Below are 26,459 nucleotides of genomic sequence, written 5' to 3'. Positions count from 1 at the left end.
GCCCGGTCAGGGCGTCAGCGAAGCCTACAGCGATGCGTTCCAGATCGCGGGGATCCAGCGATAACCGGAGCCGTCCTTTTCCTTGTCGACCCGGACGAGACCGGGGAACGCGGCGTGGAAGGCCTGGATCGGCATCTTCTCGGCAATCGCCATGTCGTAGAGCTTGCGGCGCGTCTGCTGGGCCAGCGGTTTGTCGACGTCGGATGCGATGTTCCATTCGGGATGCTTCACGAACAGGAACGCTGCGCCCGCGGTGATATCCACCTGCACCAGCACCTTCTCGGCGCCGGAGGCGACGATGAAGGAATTGTGGCCTGGCGTGTGGCCGGGGCTCGCCACCGAGGTGATCCCGGGCGCGACTTCCTTGCCGGCCTCATATTGCGTGACCTTACGGCCCAGGGCATCGAACACGCGGCGGATGTTCTTGAAATTGTTCTCGAGGATCGGATTGCCCATGCCCTTGCTCATCTCGCCGTCATCCATCCAGAACTTCCATTCCACCGCCGGAACCATGATCTCGGCATTGGGGAAGGCGGGCTTGTTCTCGGCCGCCAGCAGGCCGTTGATGTGGTCGCCATGGAAGTGCGAGATGATGACGGTATCGACCGCCGCGCTGTCGATGCCGGCGGCGGCGAGATTGTTCTGAAATTGGCCGACCTTGCCCTTCGACTGCGTGAACTGGTCGGGACCGAGCCCGGTATCGATGACGACGAGCTTCGGTCCGGTGTTGACCACGACCGGGTTGAAGGTGTGGGTGACCTTGTCGGCCGGCAGGTGGTGCTCGGCGAACACTTTGTTGATGTCATCCTTGCTGGCGCCGGCGGCGTAATTGTCGGTCAGGTTGACGGTCGCAACGCCATCGCAGACCACCGTGACCTGGTGGGTGCCGACATTGTAGCGATAGAAGCTCGCATTCTGCTTCTCGGCCAGCGGCGCGGCGGCGCCCGCGGGCGAAATCTTCACGAAAGGCAGGAGCGCCGATGCGGCGGCGCCGGCTAGCGTTGCGCGACGAGTAATCTCGGTCATGGTGATGTCCTGAGGCTGGGTGCGAACGGCTCGGGGCCGGCGAAGAGGTTGGTCCCGCCGGTCGTTCTCGAAAACCCCTACTTCTAGTAGAAATTCCACGGCGGTCCGATGACATCTGTGTGCATCCTGCCGTCCCACTGAACCGATTTGCTCTTGACCATGGAACCAGCGGGCATTATAGCCGCGCGCCATGATCAACGCCGCGACCATTCTGTTCGCCCGTCGCCGCCGCCGCAGCTTAGCGGTTTGGGCGGTCGATCGCGTTTGAGATCATCGTCTTTGCCGCTGGACCCGATCCGCGGCATCCTCTCTCCTGTCAGCGCGATCTGATCCGGCGGCCCCTTAGGAGGCCCAGCAGGAGACCACGATGTACACGCCACCCTTTTTCAAGCAGGACCGCGCCGCGAGCCTGAAATTCGCCGAGGAGCGCGGCTTCGGCACGATGTGCGCCTTCGACGGCAAGCGGCCGATCGCCTCGCCGTTGCCGTTCTATTTGACCTATGCCGCGGACGGCACGCCGCAGGCTGCCTTTCATCTCGCCCGTCACAATCCGCTGCTAAAGCTGGCGGGCGGCGAGGCGTCGTGGCTGCTCGCGGTCAACGGCCCGGATGCCTATGTGTCGCCGGACTGGTACGTCTCGCCGGATCAGGTTCCGACCTGGCTCTACCAATCGGTGCATCTGAGCGGGCCGGTGCGGCTGTTGTCGGACGAGGAGCTGGCGGTGCAGATCGACACGCTCAGCGCCAAGTTCGAGGCCTGGCTGCTGCCGAAAAAGCCGTGGACGTCGGCCAAGATGGCGGCGGGTCGGCTGGAGACGATGAAGAAAGGGATCGTTGGGCTGGTCATGACCGTTGAGGAGGTCGAAGGCAGCTTCAAGCTGAACCAGCACAAGTCGGATGCCGACTATGCAGCGATCGCGAATGCGCTTGACGGCGGCGATGCCGATGCCAAGCGGATCTCACAATTGATGCGGCAGGCAAGGCCGCAGATTTTCGCAGACGACACGAACATGCTCGAAGGGAGCGCATCATGAGCCTCGCTGACACCACCAAAGCTCCGGCCACCAGCGCGGCCAAGAAGCCGGCCACCGTCTTCGTCGATGGCGGCTCCGGCACCACCGGGCTCGGCATCAATGAGCGGCTGAAGCTCCAAAGCGACGTTGCGGTGAAGACCATCGCCGACGACAAGCGCAAGGATCCCGCGGCCAAGAAGGCGCTGATGGAGGAGGTGGATCTCGTCATCCTCTGCCTTCCCGACGATGCCGCCAAGGAAACCGTTGCCCTGGTCGACAGCATGGGGGCTCACGCGCCGAAGGTGCTGGATGCCTCGACCGCCTACCGGGTCGCGCCGGACTGGGCTTACGGCTTTGCGGAACTGACGCCTGATCAGGCCGGCAAGATCAGGGCGGCGAAGAAGGTCTCCAATCCCGGCTGTTATCCGACCGGCGCGATCGCGCTGCTGCGGCCGATCGTCGATGCCGGCCTACTGCCGCCTGATTATCCCGTCACCGTCAACGCGGTGAGCGGCTATTCCGGCGGTGGCAAGTCGATGATCGCAAGCTTCGAGGATGGCAGTGCGCCGTCCTTCGAGCTCTACGGCCTCGGCTTCGAGCACAAGCATCTGCCGGAGATGCAGCTCTATTCGAACCTGACACGGCGGCCGATCTTCATCCCCTCGGTCGGCAACTACCGGCAGGGCATGCTGGTCTCGGTGCCGCTCCAGCTCGACACGCTGCCGGGCAAGCCCGGCGGCGCCGACCTGCAGGCGGCGATGGCAAAACGTTACGCCGGCTCGAAATACGTCAAGGTGATGCCCCTGCAAAACGAGGCGAGCAAGGGCGGCCGGCTCGAGCCGGAGGCGCTCAACGAGACCAACATGCTCGAGCTCTACGTCTTCGCCAGCGACAAATATTACCAGGCGCTATTGGTCGCCCGGCTCGACAATCTCGGCAAGGGGGCATCCGGCGCAGCCGTGCAGAACATGCGGCTGATGCTCGGCCTGCCGGAGGAGTGAGGCAGGCCTCTATCCTCAGTCATTGCGAGCGAAGCGAAGCAATCCAGAGCTTCCACCGCGGAAATAGTCTGGATTGCTTCGTCGCAAGGGCTCCTCGCAATGACGTGGAAAGTGCTTCAAACCAATCCGAAGATCGCCAGCGCCAGCACGGCCTGGGCGAAGAAGCCGACGGTGAAGGCGAGGGTGCGGAACACCGGAATTCCGAGCGCATAGACGATGATGTGCGCGATGCGCGACCAGAAATAGACGGCGCAGGCAAGTACCGTCCATTTCGTGGAATAGTCGATCGCGTTCAGGATCAGCACCAGCGGGGCGAAGATGACGAGGTTTTCGACCGCGTTGTCATGGGCGAACATCAGCCGGTTGGCCCACTCCGCCTGGGGCTTGTCGCCGCGCGAGGGGTTGGCCATGGCACCGTTCAAACCGCGAACCTGGCAGCGGTTGATGATGTAGGGAACCCACAGAACTCCCGTCAGGATCACCGTCAGTGTCAGCCAGAACAATTCGCGTGTCATAGTGCCGGTCCCCTGTGTCGTCGCTGGATTGAGGCTAGAGCATGATCCGAAAAAGTGCGTAGCGGTTTTCCGAAAAGATCATGCTCAAACAAGTCTATACGAAAGCGCGCCGGATTCCGTTACGCGCGAACTCTGACATAGCTGCCGGGCGCGTCCTCGATAGGCGGGAAGGCTTCGCTGCCGACCGCGCGCGCCGGGACTTCCTCGGGATCGAGCTCGCCCAGCCACTGCCGCCAGTCCGGCCACCACGAGCCCTTGTGCTCCACGGCGCCTTTCATCCACTGCGCGACGTTGACGTTCTTGATGTTGTCGTTGGTCCAATACTGGTACTTGTTCGCGGCCGGCGGATTGACCACGCCGGCGATGTGGCCCGAGCCGGACAAGACGTACTTCACCGGGCCGCCGAAGAACTGCGAGCCGTAGAGCACCGATTCCGCGGGCGCGATGTGGTCCTCGCGGGTGGCGAGATTGTAGACCGGCACCTTCACCTTGGAGAGATCGAGCAGGGTGTTGTCGAGCGCCATCGTGCCGGTGGAGAGCCGGTTCTCCAGGTAGCAATTGCGCAGGTAATAGGAATGGTTGGCCTGGGTCATCCGTGTCGCATCGGAGTTCCAATGCAACAGGTCGAATGCGCTCGGCTGCTGGCCCTTCAGATAGTTGCTGACCACGTAGGACCAGATCAGGTCGTTGGACCGCAGCATGTTGAAGGCCATGGCCATCTTCGAGCCTTCGAGCACGCCAACCGTTTTCATGTCCTGCTCGAGCGCCGCGATCTGCTCCTCGTCGACGAACACGAGCAGATCGCCGGCATGAGTGAAGTCGACCTGGGCCGCGAAGAACGTCGCGGACGACACGCGCTGGCGGCGCTTCTCGGCGAGCCAGGCCAGCGTGGTCGCGAGCATCGTGCCGCCGACGCAATAGCCGGCGGTGTGCACCTTCATCTCGCCGGTGATCTTCTCGATCACGTCCATCGCCGTGAGCGGGCCTTCCTTCATGTAGTCTTCCCAGCCCTTGTTGCCGAGCCGCTTGTCGGGATTGACCCATGAGATCACGAAGACGGTGATGCCCTGATCGACGCACCACTTGATGTAGGATTTCTCCGGCTTGAGATCGAGGATGTAGAACTTGTTGATCCAGGGCGGCACGATCAGGAGCGGGGTGCGCAGCACCTTCTCCGTCGTCGGCGAATACTGGATCAGCTGCATCATCTCGTTCTGGTAGATCACCTTGCCCGGCGTCGTCGCCATGTTGACGCCGACGACGAGATTGTCCGGGTTGGACTGGCGGATCTTCAGCATGCCCTTGCCGGCGGCGATGTCCTCGGCCAGCATCTTCAGGCCGCGCGCGAGGTTCTCGCCGCTGGACGCCACCGTCTCGCGCAGCACTTCGGGGTTGGTCAGCACGAAGTTCGACGGGGAGAGCGCGTTGGTGACCTGCTGGACGTAGAACTCGGCCTTGCGGCGCGTGTGCGGATCGAGCCCTTCGGCGTCGCGCACCAGCTCCTGCGCCCATTTGGTCGTGAGCAGATAGAGCTGCATGACGAAGTCGAAGAACTGGTTCGACTTCCATTCCGGATCGGCAAAGCGCTTGTCGCGCGGCGAGGGCGCGATCGCGGGCTCGGCGTCCTGACCGGCCATGCGACGCACCGCCGAGCCCCACAGGTCGAGATAGTCCTTGGCAAGCTTGGTTTGGAGATCGGACGAGCGGGACGTGTCCGACAGCCAATATTCGGCGACCGACGTGAACGTCTTGACGACCTCGGCAAGCTCGGCCGGCGGGCGGTCCTGCACCTCGCCGCTCTCGCGCGGCTTGAGATAGGCGGCGAGCGCCTTGCCGCCGCTCTCCATCGCCCGCGCGACGTTCATCGCAAAGGCTTCGGCGTCGAACTTCGTCTCGGGTTTCGGCGTATCGGTCGTGGCCATACTCATGAGCAGAACAGTAACGATTCATTCCGTATTCGTCACCGCGAAGCTCGCATGTTTGACGTTAAACACTCTCGAAGATGTGTTGCACTGCGACAAATCTTCTTGGTTCCGTCACAATGGAGCCGCACGGCTCGGCTTGTTGGGCATCGGCTGTTTTCTCGCTCGCACCATTTGGGCAGCAATGGTTTGAGCTTGGGCACGGTCTTGGGTAAGCTTGCCCGGGGCCGTGCTTTGGGACGAGTAGGGGATTTCCCAAGTGTTGGCGTTATGGGACCTGCAAAAGACGCTGCCGATCTGCGGCGCGGTGCTGATGGCGGCGCTCGCCCTGGGCGGGTGTTCGAGTCAACTCGCGGATCTGGCGCCCGCGGATGCGCCGCCGCGCGCCAGGGAGCCCGGGAGCTATCTGCCCGTGCACGATCTGCCGCCGGATCGCGATCAGGCGATCATCCCGCTGGAGCAGCGGGCCAAGATCGAGGCCGAGCTCGCCGCCGCGCGCGATCGCCAGGCCGCTGCCGCCAAGGACGCCAAATAGGCCCGTGGCCGCGAGACTGCCAACGTAATCGCTGGCGCCTCCGCTTTGCCGTGCTAAAAGACCTCGGTTCAGCCTGGAGTCAGGGCGAACGACTTCAATCTTCGTCGCCGACGATTGCTCTAAGTATTTGATTCTGAGTAATTTTCGCGATGGAGCCTGAGTGCTTTCGTGCCGGCCCTCGCGGCCTGTCGATTCGGTCCTGACCGGTTGCCCGGAGCCCAGAGAGCCATGGAAGAATTTTACCGCATTCGCCGCCTTCCGCCTTACGTGTTCGAGCAGGTCAACCGGGCCAAGGCGGCTGCGCGCAATGCCGGCGCCGACATCATTGACCTCGGCATGGGCAATCCGGACCTGCCGGCGCCGGCGCATGTGCTGGAGAAGCTGAAGGAGACGCTCGGCAAGCCGCGCACCGACCGCTACTCGGCCTCGCGCGGCATCCCCGGGCTGCGCCGGGCCCAGGCCGCCTATTACGCCCGCCGCTTCGGCGTGAAGCTGAACCCCGACACCCAGGTCGTGGCGACGCTGGGTTCGAAGGAGGGTTTCGCCAACGTGGCGCAGGCGATCACCGCGCCGGGCGACGTCATCCTCTGTCCGAACCCGAGCTACCCGATTCACGCCTTCGGTTTCTTGATGGCGGGCGGCGTCATCCGCTCGGTGCCGTCGGAGCCGACGCCGCAGTTCTTCGAGGCGGCGGAGCGGGCGATCGTGCATTCGATCCCCAAGCCGCTCGCGCTCGTCGTCTGCTATCCCTCGAACCCGACCGCCTATGTCGCGAGCCTGGACTTCTACAAGGACCTCGTCGCCTTCGCGAAGAAGCACGAGATCCTGATCCTGTCCGATCTCGCTTATGCCGAGGTCTATTTCGACGAGAGCAACCCGCCGCCTTCGGTGCTCCAGGTGCCGGGCGCCATGGACTGCACCGTCGAGTTCACCTCGATGTCGAAGACCTATTCGATGGCCGGCTGGCGCATGGGCTTTGCAGTCGGCAATGAGCGCGTGATCGCCGCGCTCGCCCGCGTCAAATCCTATCTCGATTACGGCGCGTTCACGCCGGTGCAGGTCGCGGCGACCGCCGCGCTGAACGGCCCCGACGATTGCATCAAGGAGATGCGCGACACCTACCGCAAGCGCCGCGACGCGCTGGTGGAATCGTTCGGCCGGGCGGGGTGGGAAATCCCGGCGCCGGAGGCCTCGATGTTCGCCTGGGTGCCGCTGCCGGAAGCCTTCCGCAGCGTCGGCAGCATGCAGTTCGCGACCCTGTTGGTGGAGAAATCCGGCGTCGCGGTCTCGCCCGGCGTCGGCTTCGGCGAGCATGGTGAAGGATATGTCCGCATCGCCATGGTGGAAAACGAGCAACGGATCAGGCAGGCCGCGCGCGGCGTCCGCCGCTTCCTTGAAAGCGGCATCGAAACGTTGCACAACGTGGTTCCTCTCGCCAATCGGCGGTAATTCTCTTCTGCAGGTTTTCTGAAGTATCATGGTCGCACCGCTGAAAGTGGGCATAGCGGGGCTCGGCACCGTGGGTGCCGAGGTTATCCGTTTGATCGAAACACAGGCGCGCGTGCTCGCAGGGCGCAGCGGCCGGGGCATCCGCGTGGTTGCGGTCACAGCGCGTTCGAAGGCGAAGAAACGCGGCATCGACCTGCGCGGCTTCGATTGGGCGAAGGACCCGATCGCGCTCGCCACGCATCCGGAGGTCGATTGCTTCGTCGAGCTGATGGGCGGCGCCGGCGATCCCGCGCTGTCGGCGGTGGACGCTGCGCTCGGTGCCGGCAAGTCGGTCGTCACAGCAAACAAGGCGCTGCTCGCCAAGCACGGCCTCAAGCTGGCCAAGGCGGCTGAAAAGCACGGCGGTGCGCTGAATTTCGAGGCAGCGGTCGGCGCCGCGATCCCCGTCATCAAGACGTTGCGCGAAGGGCTTGCCGGAACCGGCGTCAACCGCGTCTACGGCATCCTCAACGGCACCTGCAATTACATCCTGACCCGGATGGAGCAGGAGGGCCTGTCCTTCGCCGAATGCCTCAAGGACGCGCAGCGGCTCGGCTATGCCGAGGCCAATCCGTCCTTTGACGTCGATGGCCACGATACCGCGCAAAAGCTCGCCATTCTCGCCAGCCTCGCTTTCGGCACGAAAGTTGCTCAAAGTGCGGTGTATGTCGAAGGCATCTCCTCCATCGCGCCGGAAGATCTTCGCGCCGCCGACGATCTCGGTTATCGGCTCAAACTGCTCGGTGTTGCCGTTCGCACCGCCAAGGGCATCGAGCAGCGCGTGCATCCGACCATGGTGCCGAAATCCTCCTCGATCGCGCAGGTGATGGGTGTCACCAATGCGGTCACGATCGATGGCGAAGGCATTCCGCCGATCACGCTGGTCGGCCCCGGCGCGGGCGGTGCCGCGACCGCATCCGCCGTCGTCGCCGACATCGCCGACGTCGCGCGCGGCATCCGCGCCAATCCGTTCGGCCGGCCGATCGGGCAGCTGCGCGACACCAAGAAGGCGCCGATGGAGCGCCACGAGGGCGGCTATTACATTCGCCTGCTCGCGCGCGATTTCCCCGGCACTGCGGCCGCGATCGCGACGCGGCTTGCCGAGCAGAAGATTTCGATCGAGTCGATCGTGCAGCGTCATCCCAATGGCGGCGCTGCGCCCACTGACGGCAAGGCTGTCCCGGTGCCCGTCATCCTGATCACCTATGCCACTCACGAGGATGCCGTGCGCCGTGCGCTCGCCGCCGTGCAGAAGGACAAGGTGATCAGCGGACGGCCGCAGGTGATCCGGATCGAGAAGAACTAGAGCACGACCTCGGAAAAGTGTTGAGCGGTTTTCCGGAAAGGTCATGCTCAAGCCATAAGGCGGTCGTTCGTTCGAACGAACACCGGGCGTTGTGAGTTGATGCGGGCGGAGATTTCCGTCCCAAACGTTTCGAAGGAGTAAGCCGATGTCGACCCATATTGAAGTCCCCCCGCACGCCTTGCTCGAGCGCATTCTCACGCTGGAGATCGTGCGGGTGACGGAGCGGGCGGCGGTGTCGTCGGCGCGGTTGCGCGGCCACGGCAACGAGAAGGCGGCCGACCAGGCCGCCGTCGACGCCATGAGGCGCGAGCTCAACAAGCTGCCGATCCAGGGCACCATCGTGATCGGCGAGGGCGAGCGCGACGAAGCGCCGATGCTCTATATCGGCGAGCAGGTCGGCCTCAAGGCAGGTCCCGAGGTCGATATCGCGGTCGACCCGCTCGAAGGCACCACGCTGTGTGCCAAGAACATGCCGGGCTCGATCGCCACCATGGCGATGGCCGACGGCGGCACACTGCTGCACGCCCCCGACGTCTACATGCAGAAGCTCGCGATCGGCCCCGGCTACGACAAGGGCGTCGTCGATCTCGATGCCTCGCCGGCCGACAATGTCCGCCGCCTCGCCAAGGCCAAGGGCGTGAAGCCTGAGGGCATCACCGTTCTCGTGCTCGATCGTCCGCGCCACGCCGACATCATATCGAGCGTGCGCTCGACTGGCGCGGCCGTGCGCCTGATCACCGACGGCGACGTCGCCGGCGTGATCCATTGCGCCGACCCCGACAACACCGGCGTCGACATGTATCTCGGCACCGGCGGTGCACCGGAAGGCGTGCTCGCCGCCGTGGCGCTGCGCTGCATCGGCGGCCAGATGCAGTGCCGCCTGATCCTCGATTCTGCCGAGAAAATTGAGCGCGCCGCCAAGATGGGCGTCAACGATCCCAAGATGATCTACGGCATCGAGGACATGGCGCGCGGCGACTGCCTGTTCGCCGCCACCGGCGTCACCACGGGCTCGCTGCTGTCGGGCGTCAAATTCCGCAAGGACGGCGTCATCGAGACCGAGACGGTGGTGATGCGCTCCGTCACCGGCACCGTGCGCTACATCAAGGCCGAGCACCGCGAGCTGGCGAAGTTCCATCTGGATTGATCCAGGCAACAGCAACTGCCGTCATTCCGGGGCGACGGGACCGCGCGAAGCGCGCGGCCCGGAGAACCCGGAATCCATCCGCGGCAGATTCCGACGCGAAATGGATTCCGGGCTCGATGCTGCGCATCGTCCCGGAATGACAACAAGAATAATCCGAGGAAGCGCCCATGCCCGATCTCTCCGTCGTCAAAGCCCTCGTCTTCGACGTATTCGGCACGGTCGTGGACTGGCGCACCAGCCTGATCACCGACTTCATGTGGTGGGGAAAACAGCGCGGCATTAGCGCGGATTGGACCGCGCTGGTCGACGGCTGGCGCGGCATGTACATGGCCTCGATGGACGACGTGCGCCAACATCCCGAGCGTGGCTACGTCATGCTCGATGACCTGCACCGCCGCTCGCTGGAGCAGCTGGTCGATCAATTCGCGATCAAGGGCCTCACCGACGCCGATCTCGATTACCTCACCAAAGGCTGGCACCGCCTGCATCCCTGGCCCGACAGCGTCGCCGGCTTGATGCGGCTGAAATCAAAGTTCGTGATCTCGCCGCTCTCGAACGGCAACGTCGCGCTGCTCACCAACATGGCGAAGTTCGCCGGCCTGCCGTGGGACCTCATCATGTCGGCCGAGCTGTTCGAGCACTACAAGCCCGATCCGGAAACCTATCTCGGCGCAGCAAAGCTGCTCTGCCTCAAGCCGGAAGAGGTGATGATGGTCGCGGCCCACAATGGCGATCTCGCTGCCGCCCAGAAGAACGGATTGAAGACCGCCTTCGTGGCGCGGCCGACCGAATACGGCCCGCTTCAGAAGGTCGATTTCGAAGCAACCGGCAAGTGGGACATCGTCGCGAAGGATTTTGGCGGTATCGCCGATCAGCTCGGCTGCTGACATTCGCGGCGCAGCGGCGATCAATGGACTACGAAAGTGCGATCGGCAGTTCGGGATTGCTCGATGAGCTGCGGGAGTTCGATCCACGCGTGGTCGGGACGCTGCCCTTGGGGCTCTCGACGCCGACGAGCGACATCGATGTCGTCTGCCACGTTCTCGACGCGGCAGCTTTCGCCGAAGTGGTCTGGCGGCGATACCGCTCGTGTGACGGGTTTGCGCTCTACCAATGGTGCTCCAGCCGGCGGCCGGTGGTCGCCCGCTTCGAGTGGGACGGCTGGCCGTTCGAGCTGTTCGGCGATCCGAGGCCGGTCGATCAGCAGGAAGGCTGGCTGCATTTCGAGATCGAGCGGAGATTGCTCGCGCTCGACGACGGGCGTCTGCGCAAAGCCGTGGCCCAACACAGGGCGCGCGAAATGAAGACCGAGCCTGCGTTTGCCGCCGTGCTCGGCATAACGGGCGATCCGTATTCCGCATTGCTTGCATTGGGCCGTGAGAGCGACGCCCAGCTGCGGGTCCGCCTGGAGTGCCTGTAAGTTGCGCCGCGTGGGACCGCACAGGTCCGGGCGGCCCGCGCCGCCCGGATCTGAACTGACGGCTACAACGTCATCTTCATCGGCTCCGGATAGTAGCGGAAACCATCTCCGGCCTTGGCGACATGGCCATAACCAGGCCAGGCGAAGTGATAGGACATCACGGGGATCTTGTTCGTCGCCAGCATCGTCAGCAGCTTGACGCGCGACTCGGCCGCCTGCTTCGGGTCGGAATCGTAGGAGAACTCCATCCGCGGCTTCTCCAGCAGCAGCACCGAATGGTGCGAGAGATCGCCGAGGAAGGCGAACGACTTGCCCGCCGACGAGACCATGAAGATGGTGTGGCCGACGGTGTGGCCGGGCGCCGCGATCGCCTGCACGCCGGGCAGGAATTCCTCGCCGTCCTTGAAAAACTTGAGCCGATCGCGGACCGGCAGCAGGTTCTTGCGGGCGTGGACGACAAAGTCCTTGGCGGCGCTGCCGAGCTTGCCCTCGTCCGTCCAGAAGTCGAAATCGCTCTGGGCAATGTAGACTTGCGCATTGGGGAACAGCGGCTTGCCGCCCTCGTCGACGATGCCGCCGATATGATCGATATGGGCATGCGAGCACACGACGGCATCGATGTCCCCCGGCTTGATGCCGGCCTCCGTCATGCTCTTCTGCTGCCGTCCGGTGCTGGCGCCGAACATCTTCGATGAGCCCATGCCGGTGTCGAACAGGATGAGCTTGTCACCGGTGTTCACGATCGGCGAGTTCTGTTCGAGCACGACATTGTCCGGCGACAGGAAATTGTCGGCCAGCATCTTCTTGACCTCTTCCTTGGGAACGCCGGTGAACGTCCCGGAGGGATCGCCGAGCGGAAGCGGTCCGTCGGATACGACGGTCACCTCGGCATCGCCGAGAATGAAGCGGTGCCAGTAGGGCGTCTGGGTGCCGAGCTTGGGCGCCCGCGCCATCGCGCTGCTGCCGAGCATGGCGCTGGCGCCGAGACCGGCCCCGAGTGCGAGTAGGGACCGACGCGAGACATCGAATGTCATTCTTTTCCTCCGCTTTCGTCTTTTGTTTTGCGCAATCGTTGGCGCGGTAAGCGGCCGCTCGACCGGCCGCGTGGCCGGAGGGCGGCGGAAAGCATGCTGCGCCGGTTGCGACAAGCTAGCAAGTGGAATTACTTGGCACTGCAGGCTGAACGAGAACGATAGTCGGAGCGCGAAAGCGACGTGCAAAGCCGGCTGCGCCAAGGCGCGGAATTGCGCGCTACGCAATTCTCAACGTGACGTCACTGCCTTCCGTCTCGGCAAAGCCCGCCTGTAGCACCTCTTCGCGCTTGTGACGCAGATGCGCCCGCAGGATGTGGGCGAGGCCGACGCCGTCGCGGCGCTGGAGCGCATTGAGGATTGCCTCGTGCTCCTTCACCGCGAGCGCCCAGCGCTGCGCCGTCATCGGCGTGACATAGCGCGCGCGCCGGATGCGCGCGGTCACCGAGGCGTAAAGCCCGGCGAGCACAGGATTTCCCGCTGCGGTCACGATGGCTTCGTGAATCGCACGGTTGCCGCGGTAGTACTGGATCAGGTCGCGCTCGCGATAGTGCTGCACCATGTCCGCATGCGCGGCGGCGATCGCGTCGATCTCGGCGTCGCTGATGCGCTCGCAGGCGAGTTCGCCCGCGAGAGCCTCCAAGCCTTGGCAGACCTCGAACAGGTCGCGCATGTCCTTGTCGGTCAGCTTTGCTGCCCGCGAGCCGCGATGCGGCAGCAGCTGCACGAGCCCTTCCGCCGCCAGCACCTTGAGCGCCTCGCGCAGCGGCGTCCGCGAGATCTCGAGCCGCTCGCACAGCTCGCGCTCGGGAATCCGCGCGCCCGGCGGGATTTCGCCGTCGAGCAGGATGGCGCGGATGCGGTTGACGACCTCGTCGTGAAGCATGGCTCTGGGCTCAGTTTTGAATGCAAAAGTGAACTTATACGCCCATCTGGCCAAGTTCCAGCTTGAAAATCCCGAGTTTTGCATTCAAAAATGTAAAAAAGCAGAAAGGTATGAGGAAATGGACCTGCAAGTGGAGGCAGAAGACCTCGTGTTCGGGCGCGACGGCGGGATCGGGCGGATTACCTTCAACCGCCCGCAGGCCCGCAACGCCTTCACCTTCGCGATGTACGAGCGGCTCGCCGCGATCTGTGAGGAGGCCAACCGCGACCATGACATCAAGGTGCTGGTGCTGCGCGGGGCCGGCGACAAGGCCTTCGCCTCGGGCACCGACATCAATCAGTTCCGCGAATTCAGGACGCCGCAGGACGCCATCGACTACGAGAACCGCATCGACCGGGTGCTGACCACACTCGAGCAATGCCGGGTCCCGACGATCGCGGCGATCAACGGGTTCTGCACCGGCGGCGGCGCCGGCATTGCTGCGGCCTGCGACCTCCGCATCGGCACGACAAGCGCAAAAATCGGATTCCCCATCGCCAGGACGCTCGGCAATTGCCTGTCGATGTCCAATGTCAGCCGTCTCACCGCACTGATCGGCGCCGCGCGCGTCAAGGATCTCATCTTCACTGCGCGCCTCGTCGATGCCGGGGAGGCCGCAAGCGTCGGGCTGCTCGGCGAGGTCGTCGACGATCTTGCCGCCCTTGAACGACGTGCAGACGAGGTGGCCCGGCTCGTCGCGAGCCATGCGCCGTTGACGCTGAATGCGACCAAGCAGGCTGTCAGCCGTCTGCAGCGCCGGCTGACGCAGGACGAGGGCGAAGACCTCATCCTGATGTGCTACACGAGCCAGGATTTTCGCGAAGGGCTCGATGCTTTCCTCAACAAGCGCGCGCCGCAATGGCGCGGCCAATAGGACGAGCCGATGCAAAGCGATCCATCGCAATCCACCTCTCGCCGTTCCGGACCGCTGGCCGGTCTCAAGGTCATCGACCTCACCCATGTCATGGCAGGTCCGACCTGCACCTTGATGCTTGCCGACATGGGCGCCGACGTCATCAAGATCGAGAAATGGCCGAACGGCGACGACACCCGTCATTCGGTGCCGCCGAAGATCGGCGACGAGGCGGCGTCCTTCCTGATGATGAACCGCAACAAGCGCGGCATCGTGCTGGACCTGAAGACCGACGGCGGCAAAGAGGTGCTGCGCCGGCTGATCGCCGATGCCGACGTGCTGGTCGAGAACTTTGCGCCGGGCGCGATGGAGCGCCTCGGCTTCGGCTATGAGGCGCTGCACGCGGAATTCCCGGCGCTGATCTATTGCTCGCTGTCGGGCTTCGGCCGCACCGGCCCCTACAAGCATCGCAGGGGTTTCGATCTCGTCGCGCAAGCCATGAGCGGCATCATGAGCTTTACCGGCGAGCGCGCCGACGGTCCCCCCGTCAAGTGCGGGCCGCCGCTGTCCGACATCACCGCCGGCCTGCTCGCGAGCATGGGCATCCTGGCCGCCTACACCCATCGCCTCAAGACCGGTGAAGGCCAATGGGTCGAGACCTCGCTTTATGAAGCCGCCTTGGTGCAGACCTATTGGCAGTCGACCATCGCGCTCGCCGCGGGCACCGCGCCGCGCGCGATGGGCTCGGCCCATCCGCTCAACGCGCCGTACCAGGCCTTCGAAGCCTCGGACGGCTGGCTCGTGGTCGGCGGCGCCAACAAGAAGCATTGGCTGTTGATGCTGGAAGCGCTCGGCGCGAGCGAGCTCGCGGACGATCCGCGCTTCGTCACCGGTGCCGATCGCATGGCCAACCTGAAGGAGCTCGAAGCCGTCCTCAGCGAACGCTTCCGCAAGCAATCGCGGGCGCATTGGCTCGCGGCGCTGGACGAGAAGGGCGTGCCGTGCGGCCCCGTGCACGACATGCTGGAGGCGCTGAGCGATCCGCAGACGCTGGCGCGCGAGATGGTCGTCGAGGTCGAGCACTCCACGCTCGGGCCCGTCAAGACGATCGGGCTTCCCATCAAGTTTTCGGAGACCCCGGGCAAAGTGCGATCAGGCGCACCGGTCTATGGAGAGCACACGAAAGAGGTTCTGGCCGAGCATGGGTTCGACCAGTCACGAATCGAAGCGCTCGAAAAAGAAGGCGCAATCGTCTCGGCCCGGGAACGACGCGAGGAACACGTCGCCTGACCGGACGTCGATACGACAACAACAAAAGATAAAGATCAGCTGGAGGAAATCATGGGTCGGACGTCAACATTTCTGCTCTCCGCAGCCGCAGCCGTGCTCGCCGGCACCATGCCGGCGCTCAGCGCCTGGCAACCGCAAAAGCCGATCGAGTTCGTGGCCACCGCCGGCCCCGGCGGCGGTACCGACAATCTCGCGCGCGCGGTGCAGAACATCATCACCAAGCACAAGCTGACCGAGCAGCCGATCGTCGTCGTCAACAAGGGCGGCGGCAGCGGCGCCGAAGGCTATGTCTACGGCAAGGCCTCCGCCGGCGATCCCTACAAGGTGATCTTCGGCACGTCGAACGCCTGGCAGCAGCCGCTCGTCTCCAAGGTCGCCTTCAACTACACCGATCTCACGCCGATCGCGGCGATGGCGCAGGACGAGTTCCTGCTCTGGGTCAAGCAGGACGCGCCGTACAAGACCGCAGGCGATTATCTGAAGGCGGCCGCAGCGGGCGAATTCAAGATGGGCGGCGCGCAGTCCAAGGACACCGACGAGGTGCTGACGCGCATGATCGAGAAGGTCGGCAAGGTCAAGCTGACCTATATCCCGTTCAAGAGCGGCGCCGAGACCGCCGTGCAGCTCGCCGGCGGACACCTCGATTCCCACGTCAACAACCCCAGCGAAAGCCTCGGGCAATGGCGCGGCAGCACGCAGCGCCCGCTCTGCGTGTTCAGCCCGAAGCGGCTGCCGCAGGGGCCGAAGGTGACCGCAACGGAAGGCTGGGGCGACGTTCCAACCTGCGTCGAGCAGGGCCTCGACATCAAGCAATATGAGCAGCCGCGCACGGTGTGGCTGCCCGGCAAGGTCACGCCGGAGCAGGCCGCGTTCTATGTCGACCTCATGAAGAAGGTGCAGGCGACGCCGGAGTGGAAGGACTACATCGAGAAGACCTCCCAGGTCGACACGTTCCTCACCGGTGCCGAGCTCGAAAAATTCATCAAGGAGGACCTCGAGCGCATCAAGCAGGTCGCGGGCGAGCAGGGCTGGCTGGTCAAGTGAGGCCGAGGATGCGCTTCGATCGCGCCGCCACCTGCAGCCGTGGTCCTCATCCTGAGGGCCCGCCGGAGGCGGGCGTCTCGAAGGATGCCCGCGGATGCGATGTCGCCTGGAGCCGTCCTTCGAGACGCGCGCCAAAGCGCGCTCCTCAGGACGAGGACTGTTTCGCCGGAGCCGCCCATGATCTCACGCCGCACGCTTGAACTTGCGACCGCCGTGCTCACCGGCAGCTTCGGCGTGGCCGTCGTCGTCTCCAGCCTCGACAACGGCATCGGCTGGTCCAGCGCAGGCGTGGACGCCGGCACATTCCCGTTCCTGACCGGGATCATCGTCGTGCTCGGCAGCCTCTACAATCTGGTGCGAGGCGTGGTGCCGGCCGCGACGCTCGCAAGCGTTCCCATCGCGATCACGTCGATCGAGCTGCGCCGGCTCGTCGGCCTTTTCGTGCCGGCTGCCATCTTCGTCGCTGCGATCCCGCTCGCCGGGATGTACGTCGCCTCCGCTCTCTATGTCTTCGCGGTGCTGGCGATCCCCCGACACCAATCGGTGCCGCGCGCGCTGGCCATGGCAGGAGCCACGGCGCTGGCGCTCTACCTCGTGTTCGAACGCATGTTCCAGGTCAGCCTGCCGCGCGGCGCGCTCGCTTCCGCGCTCGGGTTCTGAGGGAGCGGCGGGATGGACAATCTCCAGGAGCTCCTGCACGGCTTCACCATCGCGGTCACGGTGCCGCATCTGGTCCTGATGGTAGTCGGCGTGCTGCTCGGCATTCTCGTCGGCGTCTTGCCGGGGCTGGGCGCGCCGAACGGCGTGTCGCTGCTCCTGCCGCTCACCTTCGGCATGCAGCCGGTCTCGGCCATCATCCTGCTCTCCAGCATGTATTGGGGCGCATTGTTCGGGGGCTCGGTGACCTCCATCCTGTTCAACATTCCGGGCGAGCCGTCATCGGTGGCGACCACCTTCGACGGCTATCCGATGGCGCGCGACGGCAGGCCGACCACGGCGCTCGCGACCGCCTTCGGTTCGGCGGCGTTTGGCGCGCTGGTCGGCGTCATCCTGATCACCTTCCTCGCCTCTTGGGTGGCGCAGGCTGCGCTCGCGTTCGGGCCGGCCGAGTATTTTGCGGTCTATTTTCTCGCCTTTGCCAGCTTCGTCGGCATGGGCGGTGCGGCGCCGATCAAGACCGTCGTGGCGCTGGCGCTCGGCTTTGCCATCGCCGCCATCGGCATCGACACCGTCTCCGGCAGCGTCCGCCTCACCATGGGCGTGGATGAGCTGGTCAAGGGTGTCAGCTTCGTCGTCGCGGTGATGGGCCTCTTCGGCATCGGCGAGCTGCTGGTCGCCGTCGAGGAGGAATTTCACGCCCGCGCGGTCTCTTCCAAGATCGATTGGCGCGAGGTGTTTCGCGCCGTCGGCCGCCTGCCGCGGCACGGCGTCGCCCTGCTGCGCAGTGCCGCGATCGGATGCTGGATGGGCATCACGCCGGGCGGCCCGACCGCGGCCTCCTTCATGAGTTACGGTATCGCGCGGCGCTTTTCACGGCGCGGCCGACATTTCGGCACGGGCGAGGTCGAAGGCATCGTCTCGCCGGAGACGGCCGATCATGCCGCCGGGACCAGCGCGCTGCTGCCGATGCTCTCGCTCGGCATTCCGGGCTCGGCAACCGCGGCCGTGATGATGGGCGGGTTGATGATCTGGGGCCTCAATCCCGGGCCCATGCTGTTCGTGGACCAAAAGGATTTTGTCTGGGGCCTGATCGCCTCGATGTATGTCGGCAACATTGTCGCCGTCGCCCTGGTGCTGCTGACGGTCCCGGTGTTCGCCGCCCTGATGCGGATTCCCTTCGTGGTGATCGCGCCGCTGATCGTGATCATCTGCGTCGTCGGCGCCTATTCGGTGTCGAACTCCTATCTCGACGTCGTCATGATGCTAGGCTTCGGGGTCGTCGGCTATCTCTTCAAGAAGCTGTTCTATCCGCTGGCGCCGCTGGTGCTCGCGATCGTCATCGGCGACAAGGCCGAGGACGCCTTCCGGCAGTCGATGCTGATCTCCAAGGGATCTCTCGGCATTTTCTTTGCGAACAAGCTGGTGACGTGCCTGATTCTAGGCGGCATCGCGCTGCTGCTGCTTCCGCTTCTGCTGCAGCTGCCGCGGCTCTGGCGCAAACCTGCGTCGCCCGCGACCGATGCGCCAGTCCAGGAAAGGGCGATCATATGACCGCAAAGCCGCTGATTGCGCTGGCCATGGGAGATCCCGCCGGCATCAGCCCGGAGCTGACGGCCAAGCTCGTGGTGCAGGACGACATCCGCGCGCGCTGCCGGCTCGTCGTCATCGGCGATCGCCGCATTTTCGACGAGGGCGCGCGCATTGCGGGCGTCAAGCCGGCACTGACGATGATAGAGCAGGGCGCCGATCTTCGCGCAGCGCAGGAAGATGCGCTGTTCGATCTCCGCCACCTCACCCCCAGAGAGGTCGAGCCGAAGAAAGCGACTCTTGCCGGCGGAAAATTTGCGCTGGCCAATTACCGGCATGCGCTCGAGCTCGGCCGCGACGGCCATGTCGACGCGGTCTGCTTCACCCCCTTTAACAAGCAGGCGATGCGCCTTGCCCGTGCCGAGTACGACGACGAGATCGCGTTCTCCGCCGAGGTCGTCGGTCTCAAGACGCCGGCAAGCGAATTCAACGTGCTGGACCGGCTCTGGAACGCACGGGTCACCTCGCACATCCCGCTTAGGGACGTCGCTGCGAAGCTATCCGGCGAACGCATCCATCGCGCGCTCAGACTAACCGATTCCTGCATGCGCAACGCCGGCTTTGCGCGGCCGCGCATCGCGGTCGCAGGCCTCAACCCCCATGCCGGCGACGGCGGGAATTTCGGCCGCGAGGAGATCGACGTGATCGCGCCGGTGGTCGCAGCAAGCCAGAGCGAGGGCATTGCCGCGGAGGGACCGTTTCCGGCCGACACCGTGTTCCTGCGCGCCAAGGCCGGCGCCTTCGATGCCGTGCTGACGATGTATCACGACCAGGGCCAGATCGCGATGAAGCTGATGGGTTTCGATCGCGGCGTGACCTTGCTCGGCGGCTTCCCGTTCCCGATCTGCACGCCCGCGCACGGCACCGCCTACGACATCGCGGGTCAAGGCATCGCATCGATCGGCGCCAGCCGCGCCGCGTTGCTGCTCGCCGCGGAGATGGCGGCGCGTCGTCTCGGCTGAACTTGCACGCGCGAAGGGAGCGACCGCTGATTGCGCTCGCCTTGCGCGCAGACTTAGACTTTAGGGAAAAACTGGAAACTTCCGCCGTCGCGAGGAGTTGGCGCCCCATGAACATCTTCCACGTCGGAGCTGGAACATGGTCGACGACAGCCCGCTACGAACAGCGGTGGACACCGCTTGGTGCGTGTACCTTGCCCGGCATCGCAGCGTCGATGCAGCGGATGGCCGTCGTTGCCTGCTCGAGCGTCATCTGCAAGGGAGGCGGGAAGCGCGCGAGAGTAACGGTGATGCCCAGGAACTCGCAGCATTCGGGCTTGCCTATCTCGAGCGGCTTTCCGATGACGAATGTTGAGGCTCATCGAGGGCGGTATCTGTCGGCTGGCTAGCGCGAGCGCAAGGCCGGATTGGACCTTGCTCGCGATTTCGAACCTTCTGTCTGCGGCCATCGTGCTGATCGTGCGTTCAGCGATATAGCGAGCTCCAATGCGTATCGCCCAGCTGGCTCCGCTTGCCGAAAGCGTCCCTCCGAAGCTCTACGGCGGCACCGAGCGGGTGGTAGCCTGGCTTGTGGATGAGCTTGTCGAGCTCGGTCACGACGTCACGCTGTTTGCCAGCGGTGACTCCCGAACGAGAGGCAAACTCCACCCGGTATGGCCACGCGCGCTGCGTCTCGGCCGGAAGGGCGCCGATCCGAACGCAGCCTGCGCGATGCTGCTGGAAGCGATCGCGAGACGAGCCAACGACTTCGATGTGATCCACGCCCATATCGACTGGCTTCCGCTGCCGTTGCTCAGTCGCCTTGGCGTACCGTTCCTGACGACCATGCACGGCCGCCTTGACTTGCCTGGCTTGCCTGACGTGGTTCGGCAGTTCCCAGAAGCAAGCTTCGTGTCGATCTCGGATCACCAGCGCCTGCCGCTTCCGGATGCGAAATGGATTGGAACGATCCAGCACGGGCTGTCGTCGGAGCTGTTGGATCCATCCTATGAGGAGGGATCCTATCTGGCGTTTCTTGGCCGTCTCACGGAGGACAAGGGTCCGGAGGACGCCATCCGCATCGCGCACGCAGCCCGGATGCCTCTTCGCATCGCCGCGAAGATTCCACGCGCCGAGACTGCCTACTTCAGGAAACACCTTGCGCCCCGGATCGACGGTGAGATGATCCAGCTTATCGGCGAAGTCGACGACGTGAAGAAGCAATCATTCCTTGGCGGAGCAGCCGCTCTGCTATTTCCGATCGCTTGGCCGGAGCCTTTCGGGCTGGTCATGATCGAGGCGATGGCGTGCGGAACGCCCGTGATCGCCTATCGCTCCGGCTCTGTCCCTGAGGTCATCGAGCACGGCCTAACCGGTTTCATCGTCGAGAACGAGGAGCAGGCGGTCAAGGCGGTCGGCGAATTGGGCAAGCTGGATCGAAGGAGAGTGCGCGCCCGCTTCGAGGAACGCTTCACCGCATACCGAATGGCGCGCCAGTACGAAGATCAGTACCGCAAGCTGGCTGCCGCGGCAGCTCGGAAGGTCAACACGCAAATGTCGGAAAGGTGAAGGGAGGCGGCGATGTCGCTGTGCTAGATCGCCGCGCCCAATGAGGTGTCATTCCTTCTGTTTTGCCCGACGTGTCAAAGAATCTTCGCGCGTGCAAAAACAGCGAGGTAAGACAACCCCTTGGCTACTATGCATGGGGTTGTTTTCGCGAGTTTTGATCGAGGCGGGCCCGCTTGCCTCACGCGCCGCAGACGATCACGCCGTACCAGCCGAGCCCGCGATAGGTCTCGTAGCCCGGGGTGGCATGGAACGCGACCAGTGTGCCCGTGCGTTCCTGATAGAAGCCGGAGCGCTGGCCGTTCAGCGACAGCGAGATGCGTTCGCTGAGGATGCCCTGGCCGTCGGACGCCGCGATCACGCGAAAATTGGAATCGACCAGCAATACGCGCGCCTTGTCGCCGTCGCCGACGCGCACGCCCTGCACGATGGCGCGGGCCTGCGGCTCCCAGTCGAAATGGATGGCGAGCACCCCGATCGGCGCGCCGTTGGCCTGCCCGCCGGCGCGGACGCTGGCGCAATAGGTCGCGACCTGCGCGTTGCCGAGCAGCGGCTGGTTCTCGACGTCGCCGGCGACATAATCGTCGCCGGAGCGAAGGCCTTTCGCGTCGCGAAACCATCTGGTGTGGGCGACGTTCTGGCCGACGACGCGGAAGCGGTCGGTGCGGCCGTTGGCGATGACGTTGCCGTCGAGGTCGCAGAGCCAGAGATCGAGATAGACGGTGTAGGCCCCGAGGATCACGCCGAGGCGCTGCGAGGCATGGGAGACGGCCGCAGCACTGGGCGAGGCCGCGCAATCGACCACGGCGGAATCGGTCGCCCACCAGCGCACGTCGCAGGTGCGTTCGTAGAGATTGCGGTCGATCAGCTCGATCGCGTTGAGCGACAGGTCGACCATCCGCTCGCCGCGGGAGCGCTGGCTCATGCGGTCGATCGAGGCGACGAGATCGCCGGTGCGTTTGGTCAATTGGGTCTCGAGCTCGCGGGCGATGGTCTCGACCTGCTGGCCGACGCCGCGCACCTCCTGCGCCACCACCGCAAAGCCCGCGCCTTGCGCGCCGGCGCGCGAACTCTCGATCAGCGCGTTCAGCGCCAGCATCTTCATGTGGTTGGTGATCTGCTGGATCGACTTGGTCTTGTCGACCGCGATCTGGTTGACCTCCGCGGTGAGGCGGTTGATCAGCGCGGAGATGTCGGAATCATCGTCCGCGGGCTCGGTGGCGATCGGCTTGGCTTTCAGACCCAGCGCAGCAGACATCGGGGACTTCCCTTGGCAATGAGGTCTGATCTGCAATGAACCCGGAACAACGACTTACAGATCGAATACGATTCTTTTTCGAGGATTCCGCCTAACGCCTGCTTAATTTGCTGTTTGACGGAATGCCTAAATAGTAGCCACTCCGGCCTGGCTGCCGGCCATCCACCGCTTTGTGCGTCCCGGCCGTTGCAAATCGCCGGGGTTTCCCAGCCAATCCTTTCAAGCCAGTCGCGGCCCCGAGCGTGATCGCCCGGACCCGAGTTCCCAATCGATAGCCCTCGTCATGACGCCTCTCGCATCCGCACTCCCCGTCGAAGCGCCTCAGGCCTTCCTGGGCGTCGCGCGCTCGCTGACCGACAAGCTCTGGCGCGACCGTCTGGACGGGCGCGGGGCAGCCCAGGCGCTCGCCATCGTGCAGCGGCACCAATTGCCGGAACTGCTGGCGCGGGTACTGGCGGGCCGCGGTGTCGACATCGACGCGGTGTCCGACTTTCTCGATCCGACCATCCGAAAGCTGCTGCCGGACCCGTTCACGGTGACGGAGATGGAGACCGCCGCCAAACGCATCGCGGATGCCGCGACCAAGGGCGAGAAGGTTGCGATCTTCGGCGACTACGACGTCGACGGCGCGACCTCGGCGGCGCTGCTGGCCTGGCATCTGCGCCATTGCGGGCTCGATCCGCTGATCCATATTCCCGACCGGATTTTCGAGGGCTACGGCCCCAACACAGAAGCGGTGCGCGCGCTCGCGGCCAAGGGCGCCACGCTGCTGATCACAGTCGATTGCGGCACCACCAGCATAGAGCCGCTCGCCGAGGCGAAGCGCCTCGGCATGTCCGTGGTCGTGATCGACCACCACCAATGCGGCCTCGATCTCCCCGAGGTCGACGCGCTGGTCAATCCGAACCGCCCCGATGACCTCTCCGGCCTCGGTCATCTCGCTGCGGTCGGCCTCGTGCTGGTGACGCTGGTGGCGGTCAATCGCGAGCTGCGCCAGCGCGGCTTCTGGACCAGCGAGATGCCCGAGCCCGATCTCCTGGGCATGCTGCATCACGTCGCGCTCGGCACCGTCGCCGACGTCGCGCCGCTGATAGGTCTCAACCGCGCCTTCGTCGCCAAGGGGCTGATCGCGATGCGTCGGCGCGACCATGTCGGCCACACCGCGCTGATGGACGTGGCGCGGCTCAACGGCCCGCCGGAGGCCTGGCATCTCGGCTTCATGCTGGGGCCGCGCGTCAATGCCGGCGGCCGGATCGGCCGCGCCGATCTCGGGGTGCGGCTGCTGCTCGAAGGCGACAGCGTCGAGGCGGCGCGGATCGCGGCCGAGCTCGACCGTCTCAACAGCGAACGTCGCGTCATCGAGCAGGCGGCAGAAGCCCAGGCCGAAGCCGAGGCGCTGGCCTCGATCGGGCTGGAGGACAAGCTCGCCGTGATCGTCACGGCCTCGGAAGGCTGGCATCCCGGCGTGGTCGGCCTTGTTGCCTCCCGCCTGAAGGAGAAGTTCTCGCGGCCTTCCTTTGCCATTGCGCTGGAGCCGGGCGGCATCGGCACCGGCTCCGGCCGCTCGATCGCCGGCGTCGATCTCGGCAAGGCGGTGCGGCAGGCGGTCGCCGACGGCATCCTGCTCAAGGGCGGCGGCCACGCCATGGCCGCGGGCGTGACGCTGCGCAAGGAGAAGCTCGCCGAATTCCGCGCCTATCTCGAGACCGCGCTGGCGCGCGACGTCGCCGAGGCGCGCCACGTCAACGAGCTCTATATTGACGGCGCAGTCACCGCCCGTGCGGTGACGCCGGAGCTGGCGACGACGCTCAACAGCGCCGGTCCCTTCGGCAGCGGCAATCCCGAGCCGGTGCTGGCGTTGCCGGCGCATCAACTCGTATTTGCCGACGAGGTCGGGCAGGCGCATCTGCGCCTGCGTTTCAAGGCGGGCGACGGCGCCATCGTCAACGGCATCGCGTTCCGTTCGATCGGCCAGAAGCTCGGCAATGCGCTGCTCGCCAATCGCGGCCAGCAGTTGCATGTCGCGGGCTCGCTCTCGGTCGATCGCTACCAGGGCGCCGAGCGTGTGCAGTTCCGCGTCGTCGACGTCGCGCTGCCGGACCAGGGGCCATCCGTGATTAGATGACGCATGATCCGGAAAGTGCGAAGCGATTTTCCGACAAAGATCATGCGGGTCCAAACAACAAAAAAGGGAGTGAGCATGGCAGGGCAGGTTGAGGGCAAGGTCGCACTGGTGACGGGCGGCGCCTCCGGCATTGGCGAGGCTACCGTCGAGCTGTTCGCACGCGAAGGCGCTACGGTCATCGCGACCGACATCGACGAGCTGAGGGGCCCCGAGCTCGTCAGGCGCATCACCAGGGGCGGCGGCAAGGCGATCTTTCTGGAGCAGGATGTCACCAGCGAAGAGCGCTGGATCGAGATCGTCGCCGAGATCGCAAAGCGCTTCGGCCGGCTCGACGTGCTCGTCTCCAATGCGGGTATCGGCATTTCCGTGCCGTCGATCGTCGACATGACGCTCGCCGACTGGCGCAAGCAGAATGCGATCAATCTCGATGGCGTGTTTCTTTCGGTGAAGCATTGCCTGCCCCTGATGCGCAAAACGGGCGGCGGCTCGATCATCATGATGTCCTCGCTGGCGGGCCTGCGCGGCTCGCCCGGATTGTCGGCCTATTCGGCGACCAAGGGCGGCGTGCGGCTGTTCGCCAAATCCATCGCGATGGAATGCGCGGCCGCGGGCGATGGCATCCGGGTCAATTCGGTTCACCCCGGCATCATCGATACCCCGATATGGGGCAAGATCCCGACGGGGGCGGCCGGCGCCGGCCAGAATGCCCCGATCGATCCGGAGGAGCGCGCCCGCGTCGTCACGCCGCTTGGCCGCGCCGGCCAGGCCGCGGAGATCGCTTCGGGCGTGCTGTATCTCGCCTCCGATGGCTCGCGCTACGTCACCGGCAGCGAGCTCGTCATCGACGGCGGCATGAATGCCGGCGGCGTGCCGCGGCGCGCTTGAGCTGCGCAGGGCAGGGTGGCGACCGCAGGGGCTGACGCGAAGGCGCAGTCCCTGTACAAGATGGGGCAGCTCCCGACCGAGAGAGGTGTCCTTCGCCATGGCGCACAGCCTTCACGCTTCTTCACCCGCGCCCGCGCCATTCCGTTCCAACCGGCCGGACCTCGCCACCGACGCGATCCGTACCGCGCGCGAGGATCTCGCCGCCTGCTTCCGCATGGCCGCGCGCAACGGCTTTGAGGAGGGCATCTGCAACCACTTCTCGGCGGTCGTGCCGGGCCATGACGACCTGTTCCTCGTCAACCCCTACGGCTACGCCTTTCGCGAGTTGACCGCGTCAAAGCTCCTGATCTGCGACTTCCATGGCAACGTGCTCGACGGCGAGGGCGTGCCCGAGGCGACCGCGTTCTACATCCATGCCGAGATGCACAGGCTGCTGCCGCGCGCCAAGGTCGCCTTCCACACCCACATGCCCTACGCCACGGCGCTGTCGATGACCGAGGGCGATCCCCTGATCTGGGCCGGCCAGACCGCGCTGAAATTCTACGGCCGCACCGCGGTCGACCGCGACTACAACGGCCTCGCGCTCGACAGCCGCGAAGGTGCCCGCATCGCCTCCGCCGTCGGCGATGCCGACATCGTCTTCATGAAACATCACGGCGTGATGGTGCTGGCGCCGACCATCGCGGAGGCCTGGGACGATCTCTATTATCTCGAGCGCGCCGCCGAGGTGCAGGTGCTGGCGATGTCGACGGGGCGGAAGGTGCTGCCGGTCGATCCCAGCGTTGCGGCGGAGACCTATAGGCAGATGCGCGAGGGCGATTCCGAATCCGCTCGACTGCATCTTGCCGCGATCCGGCGGCAGCTCGATGCGGAGGAGCCGCAATATCGGCACTGACCACGATGTCATTCCGCGGCGCGCGAGCTG

General features: G+C 65.0%; 25 protein-coding genes. 19 read left to right on the top strand and 6 right to left on the bottom strand.

What is annotated here, in order from left to right:
* Positions 1–24: 24 nt before the first annotated feature.
* Positions 25–1,026: an MBL fold metallo-hydrolase gene (locus I6F17_RS04255; RefSeq protein ID WP_225130364.1), complete on the bottom strand. Its 1,002-nt coding sequence runs from the start codon at positions 1,024–1,026 to the stop codon at positions 25–27.
* Positions 1,027–1,393: 367 nt separating this feature from the next.
* Between I6F17_RS04255 and I6F17_RS04250 the strand changes: the two genes are divergently transcribed.
* On the top strand, positions 1,394–2,059 hold the full coding sequence (locus I6F17_RS04250; protein ID WP_036033521.1) for an FMN-binding negative transcriptional regulator: 666 nt from the start codon (positions 1,394–1,396) through the stop codon (positions 2,057–2,059).
* Positions 2,056–3,039 (top strand): N-acetyl-gamma-glutamyl-phosphate reductase, encoded by a 984-nt coding sequence (argC, locus tag I6F17_RS04245; RefSeq protein ID WP_036033519.1) that lies wholly within the window; start codon positions 2,056–2,058, stop codon positions 3,037–3,039. Before I6F17_RS04250 ends, argC begins: the two co-directional genes overlap by 4 nt.
* Before the next feature lie 116 nt (positions 3,040–3,155).
* Here the strand turns inward: argC and I6F17_RS04240 are convergent, their stop codons facing one another.
* Together I6F17_RS04240 and phaC are read right to left on the bottom strand one after the other, a co-directional pair.
* Positions 3,156–3,554, bottom strand: coding sequence for an MAPEG family protein (locus I6F17_RS04240; protein WP_225130366.1), 399 nt, complete (start codon positions 3,552–3,554; stop codon positions 3,156–3,158).
* 119 nt (positions 3,555–3,673) lie between these two features.
* The gene (gene phaC / locus I6F17_RS04235) at positions 3,674–5,482 is read right to left on the bottom strand and encodes a class I poly(R)-hydroxyalkanoic acid synthase (protein WP_036033516.1); all 1,809 of its coding nucleotides are present in this window, start codon (positions 5,480–5,482) and stop codon (positions 3,674–3,676) included.
* A 253-nt stretch (positions 5,483–5,735) separates the two neighbouring features.
* Between phaC and I6F17_RS04230 the strand changes: the two genes are divergently transcribed.
* The 6 genes from I6F17_RS04230 to I6F17_RS04205 all read left to right on the top strand — a co-directional run bounded on the left by I6F17_RS04230 (position 5,736) and on the right by I6F17_RS04205 (position 11,372).
* Positions 5,736–6,011, top strand: coding sequence for a hypothetical protein (locus I6F17_RS04230; RefSeq protein ID WP_036033514.1), 276 nt, complete (start codon positions 5,736–5,738; stop codon positions 6,009–6,011).
* A 228-nt stretch (positions 6,012–6,239) separates the two neighbouring features.
* Positions 6,240–7,460 (top strand): LL-diaminopimelate aminotransferase, encoded by a 1,221-nt coding sequence (locus I6F17_RS04225; RefSeq protein WP_225130368.1) that lies wholly within the window; start codon positions 6,240–6,242, stop codon positions 7,458–7,460.
* A gap of 28 nt (positions 7,461–7,488) precedes the next feature.
* Positions 7,489–8,805 (top strand): homoserine dehydrogenase, encoded by a 1,317-nt coding sequence (locus I6F17_RS04220; protein WP_036022941.1) that lies wholly within the window; start codon positions 7,489–7,491, stop codon positions 8,803–8,805.
* 145 nt (positions 8,806–8,950) lie between these two features.
* Positions 8,951–9,952: a class II fructose-bisphosphatase gene (gene glpX, locus I6F17_RS04215; RefSeq protein WP_036033508.1), complete on the top strand. Its 1,002-nt coding sequence runs from the start codon at positions 8,951–8,953 to the stop codon at positions 9,950–9,952.
* A gap of 167 nt (positions 9,953–10,119) precedes the next feature.
* Positions 10,120–10,839, top strand: a complete 720-nt coding sequence (locus tag I6F17_RS04210; RefSeq protein ID WP_225130370.1) for a haloacid dehalogenase type II — start codon at positions 10,120–10,122, stop codon at positions 10,837–10,839.
* Between the two features lie 23 nt (positions 10,840–10,862).
* Positions 10,863–11,372 (top strand): DUF4269 domain-containing protein, encoded by a 510-nt coding sequence (locus I6F17_RS04205; protein ID WP_225130372.1) that lies wholly within the window; start codon positions 10,863–10,865, stop codon positions 11,370–11,372.
* 62 nt (positions 11,373–11,434) lie between these two features.
* Here I6F17_RS04205 and I6F17_RS04200 read toward each other — a convergent pair whose 3' ends face one another.
* Complete coding sequence (locus tag I6F17_RS04200) at positions 11,435–12,406, bottom strand: MBL fold metallo-hydrolase (RefSeq protein ID WP_035999883.1); 972 nt, start codon at positions 12,404–12,406, stop codon at positions 11,435–11,437.
* Between the two features lie 217 nt (positions 12,407–12,623).
* Positions 12,624–13,289 (bottom strand): GntR family transcriptional regulator, encoded by a 666-nt coding sequence (locus I6F17_RS04195; protein WP_035999879.1) that lies wholly within the window; start codon positions 13,287–13,289, stop codon positions 12,624–12,626.
* A gap of 118 nt (positions 13,290–13,407) precedes the next feature.
* On the opposite strand from I6F17_RS04195, the gene I6F17_RS04190 reads away from it, so the two are divergent.
* The 8 genes from I6F17_RS04190 to I6F17_RS04155 all read left to right on the top strand — a co-directional run bounded on the left by I6F17_RS04190 (position 13,408) and on the right by I6F17_RS04155 (position 21,269).
* Positions 13,408–14,202 (top strand): enoyl-CoA hydratase/isomerase family protein, encoded by a 795-nt coding sequence (locus I6F17_RS04190; RefSeq protein WP_036033498.1) that lies wholly within the window; start codon positions 13,408–13,410, stop codon positions 14,200–14,202.
* 9 nt (positions 14,203–14,211) lie between these two features.
* Complete coding sequence (locus tag I6F17_RS04185; protein ID WP_036033494.1) at positions 14,212–15,471, top strand: CoA transferase; 1,260 nt, start codon at positions 14,212–14,214, stop codon at positions 15,469–15,471.
* Positions 15,472–15,522: 51 nt separating this feature from the next.
* Entirely contained in the window at positions 15,523–16,515 is a 993-nt protein-coding gene (locus tag I6F17_RS04180; RefSeq protein ID WP_036033491.1) for a tripartite tricarboxylate transporter substrate-binding protein, read from the top strand.
* Positions 16,516–16,692: 177 nt separating this feature from the next.
* A complete protein-coding gene (locus I6F17_RS04175) occupies positions 16,693–17,175 on the top strand; it encodes a tripartite tricarboxylate transporter TctB family protein (RefSeq protein WP_225130374.1) in 483 nt (160 codons plus the stop codon).
* A gap of 12 nt (positions 17,176–17,187) precedes the next feature.
* Entirely contained in the window at positions 17,188–18,726 is a 1,539-nt protein-coding gene (locus I6F17_RS04170; protein WP_225130376.1) for a tripartite tricarboxylate transporter permease, read from the top strand.
* Positions 18,723–19,724 (top strand): 4-hydroxythreonine-4-phosphate dehydrogenase PdxA, encoded by a 1,002-nt coding sequence (locus tag I6F17_RS04165; RefSeq protein WP_225130378.1) that lies wholly within the window; start codon positions 18,723–18,725, stop codon positions 19,722–19,724. Before I6F17_RS04170 ends, I6F17_RS04165 begins: the two co-directional genes overlap by 4 nt.
* A gap of 136 nt (positions 19,725–19,860) precedes the next feature.
* Complete coding sequence (locus tag I6F17_RS04160) at positions 19,861–20,076, top strand: hypothetical protein (RefSeq protein ID WP_074447910.1); 216 nt, start codon at positions 19,861–19,863, stop codon at positions 20,074–20,076.
* Positions 20,077–20,207: 131 nt separating this feature from the next.
* Positions 20,208–21,269 carry a glycosyltransferase family 4 protein gene (locus I6F17_RS04155; protein ID WP_057029103.1) on the top strand — a complete coding sequence of 354 codons (1,062 nt, stop codon included), beginning with the start codon at positions 20,208–20,210 and terminating at the stop codon, positions 21,267–21,269.
* Between the two features lie 178 nt (positions 21,270–21,447).
* Here the strand turns inward: I6F17_RS04155 and I6F17_RS04150 are convergent, their stop codons facing one another.
* On the bottom strand, positions 21,448–22,524 hold the full coding sequence (locus I6F17_RS04150; RefSeq protein WP_225130380.1) for a methyl-accepting chemotaxis protein: 1,077 nt from the start codon (positions 22,522–22,524) through the stop codon (positions 21,448–21,450).
* 283 nt (positions 22,525–22,807) lie between these two features.
* On the opposite strand from I6F17_RS04150, the gene recJ reads away from it, so the two are divergent.
* The 3 genes from recJ (at position 22,808) to I6F17_RS04135 (ending at position 26,429) form a co-directional block, all read left to right on the top strand.
* A complete protein-coding gene (gene recJ / locus I6F17_RS04145) occupies positions 22,808–24,649 on the top strand; it encodes a single-stranded-DNA-specific exonuclease RecJ (RefSeq protein ID WP_225130382.1) in 1,842 nt (613 codons plus the stop codon).
* 75 nt (positions 24,650–24,724) lie between these two features.
* Positions 24,725–25,534, top strand: a complete 810-nt coding sequence (locus I6F17_RS04140) for a glucose 1-dehydrogenase (protein WP_225130384.1) — start codon at positions 24,725–24,727, stop codon at positions 25,532–25,534.
* 97 nt (positions 25,535–25,631) lie between these two features.
* On the top strand, positions 25,632–26,429 hold the full coding sequence (locus I6F17_RS04135; RefSeq protein ID WP_225130385.1) for an aldolase: 798 nt from the start codon (positions 25,632–25,634) through the stop codon (positions 26,427–26,429).
* Positions 26,430–26,459: the final 30 nt, after the last annotated feature.

This window comes from Bradyrhizobium sp. NBAIM18 (assembly GCF_020193825.1).
Taxonomy (GTDB): domain Bacteria; phylum Pseudomonadota; class Alphaproteobacteria; order Rhizobiales; family Xanthobacteraceae; genus Bradyrhizobium; species Bradyrhizobium yuanmingense.
Note: the sequence above shows the minus strand (reverse complement) of the source record. Positions and strands in the feature narration are given on the sequence as shown.

Coding starts and splice junctions, on each gene's coding strand:
- I6F17_RS04255 (WP_225130364.1), bottom strand. CDS start 1,026: ATGACCGAGATTACTCGTCGCGCAACGCTAGCCGGCGCCGCCGCATCG.
- I6F17_RS04250 (WP_036033521.1), top strand. CDS start 1,394: ATGTACACGCCACCCTTTTTCAAGCAGGACCGCGCCGCGAGCCTGAAA.
- argC (WP_036033519.1), top strand. CDS start 2,056: ATGAGCCTCGCTGACACCACCAAAGCTCCGGCCACCAGCGCGGCCAAG.
- I6F17_RS04240 (WP_225130366.1), bottom strand. CDS start 3,554: ATGACACGCGAATTGTTCTGGCTGACACTGACGGTGATCCTGACGGGA.
- phaC (WP_036033516.1), bottom strand. CDS start 5,482: ATGAGTATGGCCACGACCGATACGCCGAAACCCGAGACGAAGTTCGAC.
- I6F17_RS04225 (WP_225130368.1), top strand. CDS start 6,240: ATGGAAGAATTTTACCGCATTCGCCGCCTTCCGCCTTACGTGTTCGAG.
- I6F17_RS04220 (WP_036022941.1), top strand. CDS start 7,489: ATGGTCGCACCGCTGAAAGTGGGCATAGCGGGGCTCGGCACCGTGGGT.
- glpX (WP_036033508.1), top strand. CDS start 8,951: ATGTCGACCCATATTGAAGTCCCCCCGCACGCCTTGCTCGAGCGCATT.
- I6F17_RS04210 (WP_225130370.1), top strand. CDS start 10,120: ATGCCCGATCTCTCCGTCGTCAAAGCCCTCGTCTTCGACGTATTCGGC.
- I6F17_RS04205 (WP_225130372.1), top strand. CDS start 10,863: ATGGACTACGAAAGTGCGATCGGCAGTTCGGGATTGCTCGATGAGCTG.
- I6F17_RS04200 (WP_035999883.1), bottom strand. CDS start 12,406: ATGACATTCGATGTCTCGCGTCGGTCCCTACTCGCACTCGGGGCCGGT.
- I6F17_RS04195 (WP_035999879.1), bottom strand. CDS start 13,289: ATGCTTCACGACGAGGTCGTCAACCGCATCCGCGCCATCCTGCTCGAC.
- I6F17_RS04190 (WP_036033498.1), top strand. CDS start 13,408: ATGGACCTGCAAGTGGAGGCAGAAGACCTCGTGTTCGGGCGCGACGGC.
- I6F17_RS04185 (WP_036033494.1), top strand. CDS start 14,212: ATGCAAAGCGATCCATCGCAATCCACCTCTCGCCGTTCCGGACCGCTG.
- I6F17_RS04180 (WP_036033491.1), top strand. CDS start 15,523: ATGGGTCGGACGTCAACATTTCTGCTCTCCGCAGCCGCAGCCGTGCTC.
- I6F17_RS04175 (WP_225130374.1), top strand. CDS start 16,693: ATGATCTCACGCCGCACGCTTGAACTTGCGACCGCCGTGCTCACCGGC.
- I6F17_RS04170 (WP_225130376.1), top strand. CDS start 17,188: ATGGACAATCTCCAGGAGCTCCTGCACGGCTTCACCATCGCGGTCACG.
- I6F17_RS04165 (WP_225130378.1), top strand. CDS start 18,723: ATGACCGCAAAGCCGCTGATTGCGCTGGCCATGGGAGATCCCGCCGGC.
- I6F17_RS04160 (WP_074447910.1), top strand. CDS start 19,861: ATGGTCGACGACAGCCCGCTACGAACAGCGGTGGACACCGCTTGGTGC.
- I6F17_RS04155 (WP_057029103.1), top strand. CDS start 20,208: ATGCGTATCGCCCAGCTGGCTCCGCTTGCCGAAAGCGTCCCTCCGAAG.
- I6F17_RS04150 (WP_225130380.1), bottom strand. CDS start 22,524: ATGTCTGCTGCGCTGGGTCTGAAAGCCAAGCCGATCGCCACCGAGCCC.
- recJ (WP_225130382.1), top strand. CDS start 22,808: ATGACGCCTCTCGCATCCGCACTCCCCGTCGAAGCGCCTCAGGCCTTC.
- I6F17_RS04140 (WP_225130384.1), top strand. CDS start 24,725: ATGGCAGGGCAGGTTGAGGGCAAGGTCGCACTGGTGACGGGCGGCGCC.
- I6F17_RS04135 (WP_225130385.1), top strand. CDS start 25,632: ATGGCGCACAGCCTTCACGCTTCTTCACCCGCGCCCGCGCCATTCCGT.